The organism is Polynucleobacter sp. MWH-Svant-W18 (assembly GCF_018687495.1).
Taxonomy (GTDB): Bacteria; Pseudomonadota; Gammaproteobacteria; order Burkholderiales; family Burkholderiaceae; genus Polynucleobacter.
Map to the genome: position 1 here is coordinate 1,733,490 of NZ_CP061293.1, position 20,560 is coordinate 1,754,049.

The 20,560-nt window shown below is 41.6% G+C and carries 23 protein-coding genes and 1 tRNA gene; 5 read left to right on the top strand and 19 right to left on the bottom strand.

Annotated features, from left to right (window positions below; genetic code table 11):
• Positions 1–51 precede the first annotated feature (51 nt).
• A complete protein-coding gene (locus C2757_RS08810; protein ID WP_215374500.1) occupies positions 52–846 on the bottom strand; it encodes a hypothetical protein in 795 nt (264 codons plus the stop codon).
• Positions 847–922: 76 nt separating this feature from the next.
• Here C2757_RS08810 and C2757_RS08815 point away from each other — a divergent pair, with 76 nt between their 5' ends.
• Genes C2757_RS08815 through C2757_RS08825 form a run of 3 tightly spaced genes read left to right on the top strand, consistent with a single transcriptional unit; the run spans position 923 to position 3,002 of the window.
• Positions 923–1,705 (top strand): hypothetical protein, encoded by a 783-nt coding sequence (locus tag C2757_RS08815; RefSeq protein WP_215374503.1) that lies wholly within the window; start codon positions 923–925, stop codon positions 1,703–1,705.
• 18 nt (positions 1,706–1,723) lie between these two features.
• Positions 1,724–2,437: an AAA family ATPase gene (locus C2757_RS08820; protein ID WP_215374506.1), complete on the top strand. Its 714-nt coding sequence runs from the start codon at positions 1,724–1,726 to the stop codon at positions 2,435–2,437.
• 46 nt (positions 2,438–2,483) lie between these two features.
• Positions 2,484–3,002 carry a hypothetical protein gene (locus tag C2757_RS08825; RefSeq protein WP_215306607.1) on the top strand — a complete coding sequence of 173 codons (519 nt, stop codon included), beginning with the start codon at positions 2,484–2,486 and terminating at the stop codon, positions 3,000–3,002.
• Between the two features lie 21 nt (positions 3,003–3,023).
• Here the strand turns inward: C2757_RS08825 and C2757_RS08830 are convergent, their stop codons facing one another.
• From C2757_RS08830 to C2757_RS08845, 5 genes are all read right to left on the bottom strand, one after another.
• A complete protein-coding gene (locus C2757_RS08830) occupies positions 3,024–3,950 on the bottom strand; it encodes a tyrosine-type recombinase/integrase (RefSeq protein WP_251366745.1) in 927 nt (308 codons plus the stop codon).
• 56 nt (positions 3,951–4,006) lie between these two features.
• Complete coding sequence (locus C2757_RS09025; RefSeq protein WP_251366746.1) at positions 4,007–4,204, bottom strand: hypothetical protein; 198 nt, start codon at positions 4,202–4,204, stop codon at positions 4,007–4,009.
• Between the two features lie 467 nt (positions 4,205–4,671).
• Complete coding sequence (locus C2757_RS08835) at positions 4,672–5,181, bottom strand: hypothetical protein (protein WP_215374511.1); 510 nt, start codon at positions 5,179–5,181, stop codon at positions 4,672–4,674.
• A 61-nt stretch (positions 5,182–5,242) separates the two neighbouring features.
• Positions 5,243–5,608: a hypothetical protein gene (locus C2757_RS08840; RefSeq protein ID WP_071467002.1), complete on the bottom strand. Its 366-nt coding sequence runs from the start codon at positions 5,606–5,608 to the stop codon at positions 5,243–5,245.
• A gap of 129 nt (positions 5,609–5,737) precedes the next feature.
• Complete coding sequence (locus C2757_RS08845; protein WP_215374515.1) at positions 5,738–6,217, bottom strand: arsenate reductase ArsC; 480 nt, start codon at positions 6,215–6,217, stop codon at positions 5,738–5,740.
• 105 nt (positions 6,218–6,322) lie between these two features.
• Here C2757_RS08845 and arsH point away from each other — a divergent pair, with 105 nt between their 5' ends.
• Complete coding sequence (gene arsH, locus C2757_RS08850; protein WP_215377076.1) at positions 6,323–7,033, top strand: arsenical resistance protein ArsH; 711 nt, start codon at positions 6,323–6,325, stop codon at positions 7,031–7,033.
• Positions 7,034–7,191: 158 nt separating this feature from the next.
• On the opposite strand, the gene C2757_RS08855 is transcribed toward arsH, so the two are convergent.
• From C2757_RS08855 to C2757_RS08865, 3 genes are all read right to left on the bottom strand, one after another.
• Positions 7,192–7,267, bottom strand: a tRNA-Phe gene (locus tag C2757_RS08855).
• A gap of 205 nt (positions 7,268–7,472) precedes the next feature.
• Positions 7,473–9,518: an autotransporter domain-containing protein gene (locus C2757_RS08860; protein ID WP_215374518.1), complete on the bottom strand. Its 2,046-nt coding sequence runs from the start codon at positions 9,516–9,518 to the stop codon at positions 7,473–7,475.
• Between the two features lie 5 nt (positions 9,519–9,523).
• Positions 9,524–9,898 (bottom strand): hypothetical protein, encoded by a 375-nt coding sequence (locus C2757_RS08865; RefSeq protein ID WP_215374521.1) that lies wholly within the window; start codon positions 9,896–9,898, stop codon positions 9,524–9,526.
• A gap of 36 nt (positions 9,899–9,934) precedes the next feature.
• On the opposite strand from C2757_RS08865, the gene C2757_RS08870 reads away from it, so the two are divergent.
• Positions 9,935–10,267: a hypothetical protein gene (locus C2757_RS08870; protein ID WP_215374524.1), complete on the top strand. Its 333-nt coding sequence runs from the start codon at positions 9,935–9,937 to the stop codon at positions 10,265–10,267.
• A 133-nt stretch (positions 10,268–10,400) separates the two neighbouring features.
• On the opposite strand, the gene C2757_RS08875 is transcribed toward C2757_RS08870, so the two are convergent.
• From C2757_RS08875 to C2757_RS08920, 10 genes are all read right to left on the bottom strand, one after another.
• Positions 10,401–10,589, bottom strand: a complete 189-nt coding sequence (locus C2757_RS08875) for a hypothetical protein (RefSeq protein ID WP_215374527.1) — start codon at positions 10,587–10,589, stop codon at positions 10,401–10,403.
• Positions 10,590–10,629: 40 nt separating this feature from the next.
• On the bottom strand, positions 10,630–11,064 hold the full coding sequence (locus tag C2757_RS08880) for a hypothetical protein (protein WP_215374530.1): 435 nt from the start codon (positions 11,062–11,064) through the stop codon (positions 10,630–10,632).
• Positions 11,065–11,095: 31 nt separating this feature from the next.
• The gene (locus C2757_RS08885) at positions 11,096–11,515 is read right to left on the bottom strand and encodes a hypothetical protein (protein ID WP_215374533.1); all 420 of its coding nucleotides are present in this window, start codon (positions 11,513–11,515) and stop codon (positions 11,096–11,098) included.
• Positions 11,516–11,611: 96 nt separating this feature from the next.
• Positions 11,612–12,547: a hypothetical protein gene (locus C2757_RS08890; RefSeq protein WP_215374536.1), complete on the bottom strand. Its 936-nt coding sequence runs from the start codon at positions 12,545–12,547 to the stop codon at positions 11,612–11,614.
• A 27-nt stretch (positions 12,548–12,574) separates the two neighbouring features.
• Positions 12,575–13,567: a hypothetical protein gene (locus C2757_RS08895; RefSeq protein ID WP_215374539.1), complete on the bottom strand. Its 993-nt coding sequence runs from the start codon at positions 13,565–13,567 to the stop codon at positions 12,575–12,577.
• Positions 13,567–15,036: a DUF2779 domain-containing protein gene (locus tag C2757_RS08900; protein ID WP_215374542.1), complete on the bottom strand. Its 1,470-nt coding sequence runs from the start codon at positions 15,034–15,036 to the stop codon at positions 13,567–13,569. The genes C2757_RS08895 and C2757_RS08900 overlap by 1 nt, the downstream gene beginning before the upstream one ends.
• On the bottom strand, positions 15,029–15,634 hold the full coding sequence (locus C2757_RS08905; RefSeq protein WP_215374545.1) for a hypothetical protein: 606 nt from the start codon (positions 15,632–15,634) through the stop codon (positions 15,029–15,031). Before C2757_RS08905 ends, C2757_RS08900 begins: the two co-directional genes overlap by 8 nt.
• Positions 15,635–15,717: 83 nt before the next feature.
• Positions 15,718–17,082 carry a hypothetical protein gene (locus C2757_RS08910; protein WP_215374548.1) on the bottom strand — a complete coding sequence of 455 codons (1,365 nt, stop codon included), beginning with the start codon at positions 17,080–17,082 and terminating at the stop codon, positions 15,718–15,720.
• Between the two features lie 482 nt (positions 17,083–17,564).
• Positions 17,565–19,769 (bottom strand): OsmC domain/YcaO domain-containing protein, encoded by a 2,205-nt coding sequence (locus tag C2757_RS08915; RefSeq protein ID WP_215374550.1) that lies wholly within the window; start codon positions 19,767–19,769, stop codon positions 17,565–17,567.
• Positions 19,770–19,876: 107 nt separating this feature from the next.
• On the bottom strand, positions 19,877–20,560 hold the full coding sequence (locus C2757_RS08920; protein ID WP_215374553.1) for a response regulator: 684 nt from the start codon (positions 20,558–20,560) through the stop codon (positions 19,877–19,879).

Consider the following 20,560-nt stretch of genomic DNA (forward strand, 5'->3'; position numbering starts at 1 on the left):
TTTGCTTACAAGTTGTTATTAGGATATCAAATTTGTCCTTTTAAAGGACATTTACTGTGCGGGGAATTTACCTAGAACCACATTCTCAATTATTAGCTCGGCACTACTTAGATACCTTTTTACGCTTGAGCCCATGGTATTCCTCCTTGCGGCATTCATAGCTGGAAAGAGCTTTGGAGAAGTCATTGCTTTGGGGATTAAGGTTAAGCTCTCACCTATCTTCCAATTGGGCACTTTTGGCTTCTTTCCTTTGTGCTTAATGTATTCGTCATATACATCTAAGGTTTTCTCTAAATTTTGTACTGTGTAATTTCTAGCCAATTGATACTTGGCATTACTTTTAGTTGATCCCTTAGTTGGTCTACCACGTCCTGCCGTATGGCGCTCTTTTAATAGTTGTGCAAAACGACTTTGTAAATACCTTTTACTAGACGTTAGTGGTACAGCAAGAATCATCACCTCATCTTTGCTCCAACCATCTTGCCACTGTGACTTATCTTCCAGCTCTGTTAATTTCATTGCCCCATAGTTTTCGGCGAATAAATTCGGTCCTCGCTCGTCCTTAGTCCACCACTTGTGAAAGTCATCATCTCTCACATCTCCAAAGTCTTTATATAGCTCGGCATGTTTTCCTTTGCCGCCACGCTCACAACACTCTAAATATTCTTGATTACGGCGTAAGAACTGCCACCACCAGTAATAAGGACTGCGCTTTTGATAACCAAGTGGCAGTCTTTTGTTTTTTGTACCAAATATAGGGTACGGAGCGAGGAATCTTCTTGGCATTTTCTTGGCATGTAAATTGCAGGAATTTCTAATAGTATCAGAAATATACCCGTTCTGCATTCTAATTTAATTATGGCTAAGCGGTTAAATTTCTTAACAAGCAGTCATATTTCTTAATACAGAAAGAGAGTTAAAAATGAATGCATTATTAAACGCAGTAGATACAACCCCTGTTACAACAAACGTCCTTTTAAAGGACACAACGAAAGTAGCTAACGTTGCTGTTGGTACTACCGTTGCCCTTACTAATATGGAAGCAAATCGTATTAGCTGGGAACAAGGTGCCTATAGAACAAGTAATCAAGCCTTATATGCAGTATTGGGCGATTGCTTGGCTTTTTGTGGTGACCTGACACTTCCAGAAGCTAAACAACGTAGCGAATCTTTAGAGTCTTTCTATAAAGATCGTGGCTACACATATAAAAAGGATCTCCCATTAGCGACACGTGTAGTGCGTGCTGTTTTTGGATCTAGAGATCGCCGCCGTATCAGCACCTACTCTTTGGTTATTCGTCAGGCAATGAAAGAGAAAGTTTTGATAACTGACTTTTCAGCATGGGTGGAAGAGCGTGGCGGCGTTCAAGAGATCAGTCTTGGTAAGAGCGCCACTTACATCAAGCCTGCGGCCAAAGCTGAGATTGCAAAAAACAATCTAAAAGGCAAAACACCGATTGGCTATGCCAAGTCCGAATTGCTCTCACATGTTGCTGATGCTCAGTACCTAGGTGATATGTGCGTACTTTTAGCGGAGCAACAGGCTGACGGCAGTTTTGGTGTCTATGCAGTTTTGCGTCAAGACGGACTGGTTAAGTCTGCCTTTACCTCTTTGTATGCAGTTGGCAAAGAGCTTGAAGATAAAGCTAGGGCAGAGGTCAAAGCGGCAAATGATGCAGATGGCGCGGTTGCTAAATCTGCTTAATTAATCAAGGGGAATGTTATGAGCGTTCCCCATTCTTATTTGAAAGGAATACAAATGTTTACGAAAGGAAATAATCATGAGCCTAAAACAATTGATGACATCATCTTTGGAAATAATGAATCTAAATTGCGGATTGAAGATATTGTCTCGGGTGCCGAAGAATTACCTTACAGCGGCAAATCAGCGATTCTTTTATACGGAGTCTTTGGGACAGGCAAAACCACACTGGCCAAAATGCTACCTAACCACATTGAATATGGCAAAACTAAAGAAGAGTTAGTTTGGGATCCAGTGTTTATAGGCTGTCAGCAGGGCTTTAATGGGCCACAGCTAATGACTAAGATTGATGCAATCATGACAACAATGTCGCTAAACGTCAGCGGCCTTCATTACTTCATCCTTGATGAGGTGGATAACTTAACCAAGCTGGCGCAACAAAGTTTGAAAACGGCCTTGAATACGACATTAGGTGTATTTGTGCTCACAACAAACAATGTGTCGCAACTAGACAAAGGCATGTTAGATCGTTGCATCTTAGTTGAGATGAATGCGGCAAATCCGAATGCTTATTTGGATATTGCCAAATCCATTGCCAATGAAGCAGGCATTTCGTTATCTAGTGATGAGCTGTTGCCTACTATTCAAGGGGCTAATGGGTCATTCAGAAACCTGTTTCATAACGTTGACAGGCTGGCGCGCCGCAAAAAAACTTCATCAATTTGCACTCCTTAATTTGTGGAAATGGCCCGCGAACCCATAGCGGGCCATTCATTCTTATATGAAAAAAATATTTGAGCCAAAAAGTCAACTATTCCTATTTTCAAATACTCTTGATTCAAGAATTGAAGATTGGTTTGAAGGAAGCATCATATTTGAGAATTCTATTTTGAATAAAAATAATCATTGTGCTGAACTCTCAAAGCTTGAGTGCTTAATTAAAACTTTAAATATTGGACAGTTTAATTACGTAACAAATGTAATTAATTTCAAGCCTAATAATCTTCTCTTCGTAAAAATTTCTGGCACGTATCCTTTGATTTGTTCATTCACTTGTAAGTCTGATTATTTGTTACTTAATAACTTAGCAAATGCCGCAAGGAGCTGGTCAGCTCGAAATAGGATCATGAAATCCTTTGTAAACATTGAACATGACTTATTGCGTCACTTAAAAAATGGGTGTTTATTAGACAGTGAGTTCTACAACAATCAAACGGAGGCCATAAATCATTTAATGCTAAGTGATAAAGAGATTCAAGACTCATTAATACAAAAATTTCATTCAGATTTAGTAATTTAGTCACCTTGTTCTAGTAGGTTCTCAAGCCAACCTATCCGCCGCCATTGTTGCCGTCAACTTGCTGTAATGACGATCAATCATGGCGGCACTATTTCCCATCTGCTTAGACAGCGTATGAATATCTGTCTTGTTCTCTAGTAGCTCCAAAGTAGCGTAGGTATGACGCAAGGAATACAAAGTACGCATCTGTCCATCGTGACTTAATCCCAAACCACTATCTCGCATTAGTCGCTTAAATGCGCCATCAATCCGCATGGGCTGATGACCATTGGCAAATACAAAGATCCGCTCTGGGCAACGAGTCTCAAACAGCCGATCAAAGGGAATATCCCACACGGCACGTTGCCTACTGTGTAATCGTTTGAGCACATCTACTGCCTTATGTTTGGCAATTAGCCAACGCCCACCCGTCTTGCCATCCACCCAAATACGTAGGTATTTCTTATCTCCCTGCGTGTGCCACTCAATATTGTTCCAGCATATATTCAGTGCCTCAGTGCCATGCCTCATGCCTGTGTATAAAAGCATTTCAATATAGTCGCGCAGTAGAGGGCGAGTCTCATGCTCAATCTCTAATCTGCCTTGCTTGATCCATGGCTCCATAAACTCTAATAAGCGATCAATCTCTTCACGAGTGAATGCTGGACGGGTTTTACCTTTCTGCCCTCTGGCTGTGAGTTTGGGAATAGCTACTCGTTCGCTGATCCAGCCTTTGCTAATAGCTACCAGTTGTAACTTAGTCCAAGCACTGGCAAAGTTCATTAAGGTGCTGGCTCTAGGCACCTTGTTCATCTGCCTATTTCGCCAAACCTCAAACTCATGCACGTCTGTGTAGGTTATCTCTTCTAGTCTTTTGTCCTGAAAGTAAGGTAGAAAGTATTTCTCAATACAGGTGATGTAGCTACCGTACACACTCTTGCCTATACCCACATCCAAGTCTTGCCGCATTGAGTAGAGAGTGGCGTGTGCAATTTCTGCAAACGTGGGTGACTTTTGTGCAAGCCCTAGTCTTTGGCGAAATCTGGTTTCATCGTAAAGATCGCAAGCCATTCGTACAGCGTGCTCAATGCTGGCTTGACGGGTAGTCTGACGATGCCACGAGCCATCTTGTAATCTAAAGCGGCAATGCCAAAGTGGACTTCCGGGTCTGCGATGAATAACGACTTCGCCATCACGCAGATAGAGCTCGGTGGGCTCAGCATATTTGAGCTGGCTTAGGGCTGTGGGTTGGGATTCCGGCCGGGGTGAGGAGATTACTTCTAGGTGACTTTCAGGTACTTTGATTACCTTAGTCACTTTTTGGGTGGGTTACTGTTGTCATACAGCTATTTTATTTTCTAAAAAATACTTGGACAACCGATAAGCGTTGACTTAAGCCACGCTCACTAACTAATATGCAAGCGTCCTTATAAAGGACACTTCATGCGTGGGGTGCCCCGACCATGACCACTTGAATAGCAGAAACGGTAGGACAGGATTAAACATCCTGATCATTAGATTAGAAGCTCTAAGCAACGACATAAGACGCTAGAACTAAGGTGGGTACACCATTGCTTAACTTAGACACAAATAGCTAGGGTAGAAATGAAGAGAGAGCTAAAAGCTCTCTTTTTGAATCTTGGTGGCCCGGGGCGGAATCGACCAGGGCCTAGGATGACTGATCCAATCCTTACATTGAAAACAATAATCCCACTGAAAGCCCGATTACCCTCTCGGCACCACCACTCATGCCGTAGGTATAACTAGGACTTAGATACCACCCGACTTTCTTTGTTGTCCAAAACATAAAATCTGCGACGAAGGAAACTCCTGATTGAAGGCCACTACTGGGGGAGCTTGTTTTCCTCCAGATAGCAGGCCCTAAGCCTACGCCAAGCTCAATATCGGATGCCAACTCAAATGGTTTTTTAAAGATGATTTGGGCGCCGAGCTCTTTTGGATTGGATGTACTCAGATACTGCGTTTCCACCTCAATTTCTAATTGATGTTCAATCGCCGTAAATTCAACAGCCAATGAAGTGCCATAGGCTTTTGAACCATCTACTGTATTTTTCTCCATTGCGGGACCTACCAACAAAATCAGTGTACGGTCATCAATAGACTCTTCCGCATTTACTACTGCGCTATAAATACTGGAGACTAAAGCCAAGGCAAACAAAACAACTTTGATCGCTTTCATATAAAACCCTAAACAAATGTGTGATGCTCAATCGCAATAGATTGAGTACGGAGCTATTTGTTTAAGCGCTTCTGGGCGGATACTCGATGAAAGCAGGAAAAGATTGAATCAGAAAAATTGGCTCAGAAAAAATATGGCCAGAGGAGTGAATTACCACTTGCCCGCCCTCGAAGCTCACCATCCCTATTACTGAAATATGATGACATTGATGGTCACTAGAGTGCTCATCCAAATCACTAGAGCCCGCTTGAACCTGATGATCATCGTGGGCTATTTGAAATAAGCCATTGCTAGATTGATCATCATTCCAAGCAATTTGGACCACACCTTCCTGAGCTTGATGTGATTGCTCGTGAGCCATCCCGAACACAGGCATAAAAGCTGTATTGAATAAAAAGATGAGGGTGGCAATAGACATCAAACGCATAGCTTGATTCTAAGTGAATCTAATTAGTCGAACCGCAAATGAAAAAACCACCCGAGGGTGGTTTTGGTGTTTCTTGGTGGCCCGGGGCGGAATCGACCAGGGCCGAGGATGTCTGACTCTAGTTAAGAATTAGGCCTTGGTATGAATCTCTTTTAAGCTCATTGAGTCCAGCTTTTCTAACGGCATAGACGCTAAAAGCTCGATACGCTTTTTCAAACCAATCATGACATCTTTGAAGGCTCGCTTCTTATCTTCGTCTGTCCCTTGAACTTGTGATGGATCAGGAAAGCCCCAATGAGCTGTCGCTGGGTTACCGGGCCATACTGGACAGACTTCACCGGCGGCATTGTCACAAACAGTCACAATGAAATCCATCTTGGGGGCATCGGGCAGGCCATACTCATCCCAACTCTTACTTCTCAACTTGCTTTGATCGTATCCCATTTCTTTAGTCAATTCAGCCGCAAATGGGTTGACTGAAGTGCCAGGAGTTGATCCTGCGGAATAACCAACAAATAATCCACTTTGATGTGTAGATGCCAAAGCCTCTCCCAATACTGAGCGAGCGGAGTTGTGGGTACATAGAAAGAGAATGTTGTATTGCTTCATTTGGCTTAGATCCTACTTTTTGTTGTTTGATATTTGATTGTACGGAATCTATTTTGCTAATCTATGACAGTTTTATTACAGCCAGTTACTCATTACACTCTACCTATGACCGACCTTCCTAATATCGACAAAGCACTATTTCAAAATCCTTACCTTGAACAGCTTCAAGCTGGCGCTCCGTTAAATCATCCTCCTAAGATATTGCTGTTGTATGGCTCATTGAGAGAAAGATCGTTTAGTCGCCTTTTAGCAGAAGAAGCGGAACGCATATTAAAGGCGATGGGCTGTGAGACTAAGTTTTTTAATCCTCATGGATTGCCGCAAGTAGATGACGCTCCCGAAACACATCCCAAAGTAGTAGAACTCAGAGGACTTGTAGAGTGGTCAGAGGGAATGATTTGGAGTAGTCCAGAGCGCCATGGCGCTATGACAGGGCTGATGAAATCTCAAATCGATTGGATACCACTTAGCGTTGGCGCTGTCAGACCCTCTCAAGGCAAAACTTTAGCTTTATTACAAGTGAGCGGTGGTTCGCAATCTTTTAATGCGCTCAATCAAATGCGAATTCTAGGTAGATGGATGAGGATGATCACAATTCCCAATCAATCGTCAGTGCCCAAAGCATTTCTAGAGTTTGAGGATAACAATCGCATGAAACCTTCGGCCAATTACGATCGAGTAGTTGATGTCATGGAAGAGCTTGTTAAATTTACCTTATTGACTCGCTCAGTTTCAACTTATTTGACCGATCGCTACAGTGAGCGAAAAGAGTCGGCCGAGGAATTATCAAAGCGGGTTAATCAAAGAGCTATTTGATTGAATTGTCGTTTTAAACGACATCTACTGACACAGGGATGTCTAATTGCTTCGTCCTTTAAAAGGACAGTTCATGATGGGGATATCCGGCTCTTATGGTGGCTAATCCAGCCCGCCCAAAAGAAAATGCCCCGCATGAGCAGGGCATTATTTGAATTTGGTGGCCCGGGGCGGAATCGAACCACCGACACAAGGATTTTCAATCCTCTGCTCTACCGACTGAGCTACCAGGCCAAGACTTGGAATTATAGCGGAACTGTTTTTAAGCTGTCTAAATGTGTCCACTGTGGTTAACTCTTCTAAAAAGCTATTGATCCTGCGGCTTGGTGGGGATTTTCTATCCTGTCTGCGGTAAGCGTTGCGTAGAGGATAACTAATCCTCTATCTATCGAGGCTTGATATGAGCGGCCGCTAACGACCCAAAGCAGCCGTTAAAGACTTAAAACTTAAACCTTAATTCAGCGCCACCACCGTATTCATGACCATATGTGTTGTATGAGGCAACAACACCTATGCGTGCAGAAATTTCTTTCGTAATTCCGCCTTGAATACCCAAGCCCACCATATTAGAAACTGGTCCCATGTTAGCGCCGACTTGAGCAAATGATTGGGTATTGCCGTTAAAGGAAGTGGTTGCTGTCACTGTATGAGCTGAAGCGCTGTTGGCATACCAGTCATAACCAAACTTATAAAACCCAATTAAAGACAGTGGGTCATTTGTACCCTTTAGTAGCGGGTAAATAAAATCTGCTCCAGCAAATGTCACTGCAGTGTAAGCGGTTGCTGAATTAATACCGTAGTTAAAGGTATTACCACCCTGCTCACTTGCGCCACCCATCCAGAGCTGCGAGTAAGAAGCTCCTAGAAATGGTGACACAGTAAAGTTTTGAGCTTGATATGCTTTAGCCAGCTTTGCAGCTGCATATACTCCATTAGATTTAAATGAGCTAGTTGCATTACCGCCGACTAAATCTCCCACATTGGGAGCGCTTCTATTGGCATTGGTGCTGCCATACATATATCCCAAAGCTCCAGAGAGCTTTACTTGCTCAGCAAAATTGAGCGCACCATATAAGCCAGCATAAAAGTTCGTTGTGTTGAAATTTTGAGTAACCTGCTGACTCTCAGTCATCGATGTACTACCGGTGCCTGCAAAAACGCCGAATCCGCCATCCTTAGAGCGCTTAATGTCACCACCAAAAATAACGTCATACAAGTTATATCCAAAGCCAGCAAGGTTGTTGTAATTATTTACTGTTCCCTTAACTGCCGCAGCATCAGCCCAGATATAGCGACCTTCGTCATCTTGATAAACCTTGGTGGATGGTGATGCACTCATTGGTGCATGGATGCGGTCCATTACAGTATTGGTAATGTGCGCCATTTGCTCAAGTCCAATAGTCATATTAGATGAGTAACCTTCAGCGTGAACGTTTTGCAACTGATTTACTTGAGCTTGCGTTAAACCACTGACCGCTGAACCTATTGTTACCCCATTGGATTGCACAGTGGCATTGGCTGCTTGGCCAGCAAATACATACGCTAAATTTGTACCGGCACTACTTCCAGCAACTACTGGCGATGCGGCGACTGTCTTAGTTGTTTGTAAATCCCAAGTAGTTCCTGATGAATTATTTAAAACCCATGAAGTAGTAACCAGGCCGCCGACAAAAGCGCCAGTAGTGGTGGCTGTATTGATATTTAAAGCAGAAAATCCATTCAAAACTGAACCATAGGTAGTTGTATTGAGTGGAATAGTTGATTGTGAAGCGATCCCAAAATCCATTGTCCCAGAACCCGATTGAAGACGTATCTGACCATAATCAGTTGGACTATTAATGATTACATTGTATGTACCCGGAAGTTTCCCGTTATAAAAAAGGGAGCCATTTGAATTGTTAATTACCCCAATTGTTCCTCCATTCTGGATTCCTTCTACTCCACCACTGATTCTCCCTGTATTGGTGATAGTGTTGATTGTCCCTGCGTTGGCGATACCATAAGTGGAACCAGATCCAATTACTCCCGAATTGATGATCGATCCAATATAACCCCCCGCTTGGTTTTGAATAGCATTGCCCCCAGTTGGCGTTATGGATCCAGCATTAGTTAGGGTCGTAATTGAGCCAGATGGCCCGACGGTAACACCACCGGAACCAGTAAAGCTGCCAATCGTCCCGTTATTCACAAAATTCCCTACTGGAGTACCAATAGCAACTGAAGCAGTAGAGCCAGAATTAATTGTTCCATTATTAATAAATGATGAAAATGTTCCGCCAGTCGTAACCCTCACGGAGTAGATCCCCGTTGAACTAATGGCAAAATCATTAACAAGCACACCTGCATTTGAATTGATTACCAAGTTTGTGCAGTTAGCAGTTGGGCTTGTATTGTCAGTACAAGATACCGCTAAGCTGATATTGGCGTAGCCAACTCCAAAGGCAATCAATGCTGCTTGTATTAGGGACAGTAATTTTATTTTCATTATATTTACTCGTTTTTATAAACATTAACTATGCCACCACAAGCGGCAAAACATTGCCTGTAGGATTCATCACAATTCCAATAGTTTGGATTGACTGAACAATACTGTGGATTAGGATTACATTTTTTTACGTCATCATGACTTTGCGCACGGTTTACGCAAGCCTGATAGCTGAAGCTATTTTGCTGATGGCAGGTATTTACATTTGCTTGCGCTTGGGCTTGAGCACCGTTATAGCAAACATTCTTAGTATTCATGCACTGGACCGCACAAGTCTTTCCAGACTCACTGTGCGGAGCAATATATTCGTAGCGATAGGTAGTACAGGAACCAAGCAATAAGACTGCTAAACAGGATGCTGTAAGTAGCTTAATATTCATGCAGATAGATCATTATTAGAATTGAAGGTATTTTATATGTTTAGAGTCCTATTCGCCCTACATTTGTGCATATCCTTACCTGTTTTAGCGCTAGAAAAGGCTCAGGGTGTTGTTTACTGTCATGGCAAAACTGTTCTAGAGTACCGACCAGTCAACCCTGAGAAGGATGGAACTGCGTCTGATGTTGATTTGACCGTTAATGGCAAGACCTTTCGCTTCATGACAGCCTACTCTTGGTTCGGGGCTAATCAAGCAGCTCCCAAGGGATTCAAGTTCGCAATTCTTGGTGAAAAGCAATTTGATCCGTTGCTAGTATTTGATGGCTACCTTGTAGATGCCAATAAGAATAAATACATTAAGTGCAATTAATGTCTGTCTCTTATTGGCCGATAGCTGCCATTGAGCGTCCCATAACTAGACGCCGAATAAATATGTTCCATTTAGAACAGGTAATTAACTATCCTCTATCTAACGAGGCTTGACAGGATGAGGGTAGCCTGAATTATTTAATTGCCATATCAATAAGTTGCTTGGTATCGCTATCTATTGCTCGCGCCTTTTTAATCCAGCTTTGGCTACTCAGACAAGCATCAAGCATTCGCTTTACGGCAGCAGGATGGCTAGCACAATCTGCAAATCTAAGCCAAACTCCACTATCAGCTTGATACTCAATTATTGCTGTTGTACTCATATGAATCCTTCTTCAGCAGTGGAACATTAATGCTCAGAGCCTATAGAGGATATCTCTCGCCTATTTCTGCTTGCAAAATTCCAGCTTCAGTTAATCTGAATTTATTTTTTAGCCCAATTAAATAGTCCGAATTAAATTCCTTCATTTCTCTCGGTATTGTCTTGGGATCTTTCGCAATCTTGATTAAGGCATAGGCTGGAGTGCCAGATTTAATCAAATCAATATGTCTGATTCTTTCATTTCTAGCGGTTGACGCTTCACTCACTCCACTCCAAAGTTTTTCATCCCATAAAACATCCACCCAAGTTGGGGACTTTGGGTCCTTAGGGTCATCCCGCTTGATCTCATCTTGCCAAATGGACAAATAAACAGCGGATCCATCTGACTTGACTGCACCCCAGCTCCAACGATTATTGACCATAGGAGCTTCTAATTTATTTTCAAAAAACTCGGTGAGACTCAGTATTGATGCCATGCTTCATATCCAATCTTAGAAATTTAACAAGTTAAGATTTATATAGGGCAAATACATCAAACGCCACCTTATATTTGTCTAAATCTTTTTTGCCTTCATTCTGAAATTGAGCAATCTCTTTTCCAACAAGCTCCATCAATTGTTGAATCTCTGAGCTCGTAATTTCATCTGGCGGCATATATCCCTCAGGATTCATTACATAAAAATTTTCTCTGTAAAAATCATCCTTTTCATGGCGAATTGAGCATCTAATTAAAGTGGGTACATTTGGGTCTGGCTCATAATTTGCAAATCCATCGATCATCGCTTGAGATAAGTCTAGAATGATTTTCTCATTAATATTAGAGCCTAAATTAAATTCGCACTCCAGAGCAATTTCGTTATTGTCAACCGCCTTACTCATTCTTTTAGACAACTTGGTTACTAATTCTGCGTCGCTATAGCCACTCATAAATATCCCTTCTTACTTTTTTAGTTAATTTTTTCTACTTAACGCTATGAATGTGTCATATGCCGATGGAACTCAAAACAGGGAATTTTATTTAAATTAATCAAAGAAAATATCGTCTTTATCCTGCCGCATTCCAGCCATAAAAGCGCCAGCAAATTTCTCTAAGGTAGTAACAAATGCTTTTGTATCAATACCAAACTGGGTAGATAAAAAGTATCTGCCGTAAAGGTAGAAACCATCAGATTCTGATCCAGCTGCAAAAAACTGAGGGCGAGCAATTGTAGAATTCAGTAAATTGATAAAGCTATACATATCTACCTCGCTCACGCCTGGCTTAACGCCAGCATAAGTATGAAATTGAAGTAGGTTTGTATCGGCATCAAATGTCATGAAAGTACCAAATTCAATATGATCATTTGAGACATATAGATCTTGATCATCATCTAATGATGGCGCAAAACCAGCATCATCTAATACCTTTTTCAAAGCCTCAATACAAATATCGCCTGAATTAATAAAATTTTCATTTTTCATATTTTCTTTTCCTTTTTCTAGAATTTTTATAGCGCCCTCATAATCTATTTCACCATTTGCAATGCCAACTATTGATGGAGCCAGAAACTCAATGTATTCACTCATTTCATCCAACATCTTATTGAGCTCGCTACCAATATCCTCAACACCCTTCTCCAAAGCCTCAATAGATCGTGCATGAATATAATTTAAAACTCCTGATTTAGAAAAATATAAATTTCCTTCATCTTTCCTAAAGTGGAGACAAAGATCGATAATTTCTTGTGTTGCCTTTTCAGGAATACTAAATCTAACTGTGCCAACCAATGTCAACATTCCCTCCTCATCCCCATCTGCCTCATCTGCGATTAACAAGCAGTCAAGACCATACTCGCCTCCTGCAGCATATCCAAAGGATAGACTGGAGCCTTTTCCATCCTCCCTTTCCTCTGGCCTCTCCTCCCATCCAATAGCTTCAAGCCACTTAATTATTTCTTTTTTTATTACTTTCCTAGCCATATACTCCCCAATCATAGAAAACTATTATTAATAAATTCTCTTCTCTTTCGGTAGCCATTTAACAGATTCATCAAGCCAATCTGATACAGCACTTGACCTAAGAATGGACTCTCTAACCCAATCGCGCATTAGATAATTACCTGTATCTGCATATTTTTTTAATACATTAGGGCATATTGAATCAAGAGAAATTAAATAATGTAATTTTGATTTCTCTAGCCACTCAGAGAGATTTTTTTGATCTTCAACGCTAGATATTTTTAATTTAACTTGAACACTAATATCTTCACCCGTAGGTTTTGCCATTCCATCCATATTGAAATCAGGTGGAACTCTTGCAAAGAAATCAATGTCCTTAAAAAAGCCGCCCTTATATGCTGGCACAAAGCATTTTTTATCTTCAAATAATTTTGCAAGTAAAGTCTCAAACTCAACGCTTGAGAGGCAATCAAGCGGATCAACTCTAAAACCATCTTGCCATTTCTTGGTCAAAAATTGAATTGCAGCAATGTTTCCAGAATACTTTTCATTCTTTCCAATCTCCGCAAATGTACGTCGGGAAAAAGCTGGGTTTGCCTTCATACTCGCAAGGATATATGGGACCTTTGAAACCGGCATTGGCTCAGAAAGCAATTCAATATCAAAGTATTTGGGCCAATCTATCCGATCGACCATGGCGCCCTTGTGTTTTTTAAATTTTATTTTTTCACATTCCTTTGGCTTCCCTATCATCCTATAAACCCAAACCATTCCAGAATCTATGGTGACTATATGAACTTCATATTTTTTTTCCTCTAAGTCTTCATTGATTTTAAGAAATCTTAAAACTTCATTTTTTTGTTGGGTCTTTAATTTTTCTGAAAAATTGCCACTTAGAGTTTGCTCAACACTATCGCCTCCAAAAAAAATTGGAGCTCTTTTGCTAGCCAACCAAAATTCTGCAGGGCTCTGTCCATTAATGTTATAGCCTTCATAGGGATGCTTGATATTTAAATTAAAAAATTTTATTTTCTTATTCATTATTTTTTATAACTCTTAACTATCTCAACCATTGCCCACGTATCTTGTTCACAATATTTCAATAGATTTTTTCTAATTTCCTGCTTTTCTTTTTCTGCCATTTCATCAGAAACCAGCTGCTTGTAGGCTTCTTGTGCCATTCCACCGTTTTGCACCGCTAAATCTTTGTAACTTAGATTTGTGACAGTTGGTAGCAATTTCTTAATCGACCAAGATCCTTTCATATCCGGGTGGTAGTAATGCTCCTTAGAGAGTTTGTATAAGTCAAAAAGTCTCTCTTCAATCTCTTTTAGCTTTGGCTGTAAATCAGGGAATAGTCGACCCATCTCCCTAATCCTCGATTGCTCAAAACTACTATAGACAAATATCGTCCCAGAACCACCCAACACATTAATCAATGATTCGGTAAATTTACGTCTAGTATCCAGGCTCTCGGTATCTAAGAATTCTTTATGCTCAATGGCGGCTTCATCACTCTCAACGTGACATGACCACTGAAAGGGTATTTGTGCAAAAGGACGAGTATTAGGAATTTTAGGAATGGCATAGCTTATGGTTTCAAAGTCTAAGTAAAAACGGGGATAAGCCAAGGCATCAATAGTTAACTTAGCGGCTGGATCTAGCTCTGCAATCCCTGACTTTGTAACTCTATGAACTCGAAGATGCCTTTCTTTTTCCAATAAACCATCTGGCACTTCTCGCAGATCTTTATAGCCTGCAATTTTTAATTGCTCAACCACCTTAGCCGCATAAGGCAATATCTCAATGGGGTATTCCGTTTTTTCCTCAAAAGAAGAGCAATGCTCATAAAACGGACAGTCAAAAGGCTTGGTGCATTGATCTCCCGTTTTAATCTCTACTGGCTCATTTTTTAATGCTACTGTGCTCTTGGCATCGCTTAGCCACTCTGGGACCAGATCAACGAGGCTCTTTACTTCATCGGTGAGATTAACCTCTTCTAAAAATCCATCGTAATTATTGTCTCCGCCATACACAAATTGACTATTAATATGAGCTAGGTAGCTCATTACAGGCTTAGGCTGTGCATTTCTCAGTACCCACGTTTGAATTGCTACGTCCTGAAATTGATAGGGCTTAACCGACGTAGAAGATTTAACTTCAACTAGCTTGTAATGTTTATCCTGCGGGAATAGCAAATCTACCCTAACCAGTAAGTCATCAGTAATAAACGCGGGCTCAAATAGGGGAAGGTTTGGAGATTTACGTATCACCGCATCGGTTAAATCCAACGCCTCCTTAGAAGACTTGGTGCTAATAAACTCACCCTCTGGTGATAGCTCTCTTGCTAAAGCGCCCACTTCATCCCCAGCAGCTATTCGCATCAAACTATCTGAATCCTGCTTAGCAAGCTCATGACGATACGTAGCTAACCAAAGCCTGCGTGGGCATTGAAGGTTTAAAAGAAGCTTTGACTTGGTTAGCAAAATAGCGTTGTTTAATTTATGCACTCATCATTCTGACTATTTCACTAATACCCTTTTGTAGTTGTGCGTCAGACATGGCGACAAAGCTTGCAATTGCCTCAGACTTTCCAACGGATATACCTTTAAGGCACAAACTTGATTTATAGCGAACTGTTCCACTTCCGTCTTCATCGACATTCATCTCGAAGTTACCAAGAATCATGTCATTTAGATTTACCTCTCCAATGTAAGTGGCCATGTTTTCTGTCTCATCATCACTTAAGCCAGATAGCCCTGCTGGATAACAATAAAAGACTATCAAAGGATGGTTTGGATAGTATTGCTCGGTTACCTCAATAAAAACTGGAGCCTCCCTGGAAACGACCTCGGCAACATCATCATCCAAATCATTAAGGTTTAAGGTATAAGCAAGCGTTGCATTTTCTGAGTCTTCAGAAATATCAATCGTATCCTCATTACCGAGAATCCCTTTCCACCAGCCCATAAGAGAGTAGGTTCCAACTTTAACTTCACGAGTTTTTGTCTCAATTTCACCAGTCTCTTCATTTTCAATTGTTTCTGATTGAATAAACTTAATACCGTGAAATTCATCCTCTTTTGGTAAGTCTTTTAATGAAGTCATGTGGTTCCTTTTTTGTTAATTAAATAGGCTTTTTATCATTCCAAGATTGATAATAATTAAACTTTAAATTAATAATTTACTTTTTAATGGGTCAATTGGGCTGATTGCGCAATCTTTTTGGAATATGTACTTTCCTTGTTGGAGAAGCCCATTTCCCTGAAGTCTTGATGTGTTAGTAACTTCTTATTTAATAGCTCGTTAACTATGAGCTCCAAGCTATCGCGATGCTCTGTAAGCAAAAACCTTACAGCCTCGTATTGCTTTTCCAGCAAAGTGCGAGCTTGATTTGAATAATAATCATTAGTCTTGCTCGCTTCTCGGTCTGGGATGAAAAGATTGGAGCCTAAAAGCTCTTTCTCCCCGTGCACACAATCAAATCCGCCCTTAGTTACTAAATCAAATGCAATTCGTGATGCACGCCTTAGATCGTCTTGCGCCAAGTGAACATCGACTTCAAGTTGTCCACAAATTAATTCTTCAGCTGCTCTGCCAGCTATTGCGATCCGAATTTTGGTGCAAGCCGCCTTAAATGAAAGAGGTCCTTCAGTCTCGTAGGCACGCTGATAGTCCTCTACAACTATGCCAACATACCCTTTACCAGGGAGAATAGTTGCAATCTCAGGAATATTTTTATTTCCCGATTCTAAAATCGTGACGAGTGCATGTCCCGCTTCGTGAACGGCAATCTGTAAATCGTGTTTATTTCTAGTGGACTCATATCCATCCCCAGTTCCACTTGTAACGAGGCGGTAAATATCTTGCCACTGTATTTGCCTGTTTTGAAAATGGGCAATACGCTTTAAGGCTGATGCCAGCATACCAATCCTTCTGAAAACTGGAAAATCAGAACATAGAATGCACCCCAGCCTATTCATTGAATTCAATATCGAGATATCAAACTTTTCAGTACCAACCAAGTCTATTAGGTCTTGCCCGATGAATTCTGGCGTTGGCTCCATCCACTGCAGATGGCGATCGAAGATCCCTTGATACCTAAAGCAAGTCGCAATATCTGCATAACTGTCAGAAACTAAAACACAAACAATGGGTTTACCAACCAAATTTTTAAGAAATTCAGTGGTTTTTTTTTGCTTTTGGAGTGATTCGTCATCATTACTAGAAGATTGAATCCAATCACCAGATTCTATGAATACTATCTTTGGATAAGAAAAGTTTTTACCAACCAGATCTTCGATATCAAATATCTGCGTGGAATTTAAATATTGAAACCCAATATTTAATTGCTCACTTATCAATCTGATGGATTGTTCACAATCATCAGCGTCTTCTCCCTCTACGACTAAGCCGTGTCCAAGAAGCTCCCATCTGTCTTCAGGAAAAGATGCTCCAATAGTTTGCTTGAGCTCTTGTGTCCATTTCCACAAATATGTTTGCCTGTCTTTAGTCTTATCTAATACTAGTTTCGTTGCAGGATAAATGGACGACATTTTTTTCCTTTTCTTAGCGCAGTTTTTTTCAAGAATGGAAAACTGCCTCTTAATGCTTAACCTCTATTTTAAGAATTTAGCGAATTAAAGTAAAACTGATTTTTATTTAACAAATAAAAGAAGCGAGAAAAATATATGGAATTAAAGTCAAGTATTTTTTATATCTATGGCTTTAAATTTTGTGGGGGCTTGTTTCTTAATTCAAGCGTCTCGTAACTAGACGCTTAACTTTTTTATTCTAACTAGAACACAAAATACCACGCCAACTCAACGCTGCGGATGCCATTTGGGAAATATTTGAAACCGCTGCGAGCCACGAGATTCGGTGCTTGTAGGGCGGTTGGTCGCAACCAGCTTAGACCTAATGTGCAGAACTGTTTTAGTCCTCTATCCTACGTTTTCAATCCTCTGCTCTACCGACTGAGCTACCAGGCCAAGACTTGGGATTATAAATGAAACTGCGCTTTGACCTAAAAAAGGGTCTAAGCAGCATTTGTTTGATTCTTGGAGCGGGCGATATGCAATTTTCTGTAACTGTCGATTAAACGATGGTGTCTATCAAGCCCTTCCAGCCCTAAGCTAGTTGGGGTCAGGCCATAAAAGCGCACATCGCCACTTACTGAGCCGATGACAGCATCCATCCGCTCATTACCAAACATTCGTCGGAAGTTCGCTTCATAGTCATCCAGATCTAAATCTTCACTTAGGAGAACTTCAAGCACCCCATCTAATGCCTGATAAAACAATCTACGCTCTACGGCATTATCGTTATATTGCAAGAATGCGCCCACCAATTCATGGGCCTCATCGAACTGCTTTAATGCAAGATGAATAAGAAGTTTTAACTCTAAAACTGTTAATTGCCCCCAAGGGGTATTCTCATCAAACTCGATGCCAATTAATGTTGCAATATCTCCGTACTCATCTAACTCGTTGTTCTCTAAACGCTCAAGTAGCGCAATGAGTTGTGCATCATCGAGGTCATGCAGATTCAAGATATCTTCTCGAAATAGCAAGGCCTTATTGGTGTTGTCCCAAATCAGATCCTCGACTGGATACACCTCGGAATAGCCAGGCACTAAGATTCGGCATGCAATAGCGCCCAGCTGATCATGTACTGCGACATAGACTTCTTTACCCATATCTTTGAGAATGCCAAATAATTTTTCAGCTTCCCCTACATTGGAATTTTCAGTCTTGCTCGTGAAATCCCACTCAACAAATTCGTAATCAGACTTCGCACTGAAAAAACGCCATGACACGATGCCGCTGGAATCAATAAAGTGCTCAACAAAGTTATTAGGCTCAGTTACCGCTTCACTTGCAAAAGTCGGTGGTGGCAAATCATTAAGGCCCTCTAAGCTGCGGCCCTGAAGTAGCTCGGTCAAACTTCTTTCTAGCGCCACCTCAAAGCTTGGGTGCGCGCCAAAAGAGGCGAAGACACCGCCCGTCCGTGGGTTCATTAAAGTAACGCACATCACTGGATAGATTCCGCCCAGCGATGCGTCCTTTACTAGAACTGGAAAGCCTTGCTCTTCAAGCCCTCGAATGCCAGCAAGAATACTGGGGTACTTCTCAAGCACTTCATGAGGCACATCTGGGAGTGCAATTTCCCCTTCCAGAATTTCACGTTTGACTGCTCGCTCAAAAATCTCTGAAAGACATTGCACCTGGGCTTCGGCCAATGTATTTCCAGCGCTCATACCATTACTGACATACAGGTTTTCAACAAGATTTGTTGGGAAATATATCGTCTTACCATCCGACTGCCGCACAAAAGGTAAAGAACAAATGCCGCGCTGCGCATTACCTGAGTTGGTATCGATTAAGTGCGAAGCGCGCAACTCACCATCTGGATTAAAGATTTTTAAGCAGTACTCATCAAGAATTTCTGCTGGTATTGCATCCTTGCTACCCGGCTTAAACCATTGTTCATTTGGGTAATGCACAAATTCACTATTGGCGATGTCCTCACCCCAGAATGTGCCCGCATAAAAATGGTTATTGCTGAGCCGCTCAATATATTCGCCTAGCGCCGAGGCTAGGGCACTCTCTTTTGTTGCCCCTTTGCCGTTGGTAAAACACATAGGCGAGTGTGCATCCCGGATATGCAAAGACCAAACGTTAGGAATGATGTTTCGCCAAGAGGCAATTTCTATCTTGATTCCCAGATTTGCCAATAGGCCGGACATATTGGCAATCGTTTGCTCCAGCGGCAGGTCCTTGCCTACGATATGCGTATTCGCATTTACGTCAGGCCTTAGGGTCAATAAAGTTTGAGCATCTGCATCGAGGTTTTTTACTTCTTCGATGACGAACTCTGGGCCCTCTTGCACCACTTTTTTAACCGTACAACGCTCGATGGAACGCAAAATCCCTTGGCGATCATGAGCGGAAATATCTTCGGGCAGTTCAACCTGAATCTTAAAAATTTGCTTGTAGCGATTTTCGGGATCAACAATATTGTTTTGGGAAAGGCGGATATGTTCAGTAGAAATATTGCGAGTGTCGCAATACAACTTGACAAAATATGCTGCGCATAAAGCCGATGACGCAAGGAAGTAGTCAAAAGGGCCTGGAGCAGAGCCATCCCCCTTATAACGTATAGGCTGGTCCGCAATCACCGTGAAGTCGTCAAACTTGGCTTCTAAACGGAACTTGTCGAGAAAGTTGACCTTAATTTCCATGGGAATAATTTCAAAAAATAAAGAGCAAGGCCTGATGGGGCATCAATTTATGTAGTCAGGCTTCACAAAAGAATCATCACCATATTCAGGATGATTCGCTGGTGACTTTATTGTTCGCCCTTATTGCGTGAAGTATCGATCCCCAATGCTTTGAGCTTGCGGTACAAATGGGTTCTCTCAAGACCGGTGTATTCCGAAATCTTGGTCATGCTGCCACCCATGATTTGCATTTGATGCTCGAAATAGGCTTTCTCAAAAAGATCTCTGGCCTCTCTCAAGGGTAGATCGAAATAGGTTTTGGCAATTCCACTAATGAACTCACCCTCAAGCGGTGCCGCATGAGATTCATTGCTCACAGGTTTTGGAGTGGGCGCTACGTTAGCATTAGATTGAACTGCCCTTTCTGCTTGGGGCTCAACATATTTTGGTGAGATTTCAAGCGCCTTGCTCACCGTCTTTAAAAGCTTCTGTAAGGCAATCGGCTTTTCTAAGAAATTGAGAGCGCCAATGCGGGTAGCTTCAACCGCAGTATCAATCGTGGCATGACCGGACATCATCACTACTGGCATGGTGAGCTGTCCTGTTTTCGACCACTCTTTTAATAAAGTGATGCCATCGGTATCTGGCATCCAAATATCTAGCAAAACCAAGTCTGGTCGCATTTGCTCTCGAATGGTGCGAGCCTGCACAGCGCTTTCAGCGGCATATACAGTATGGCCCTCATCCGTCAGAATCTCATTGAGAAGCTCACGTATTCCCATCTCGTCATCAACAACCAAAATACTAGCCAT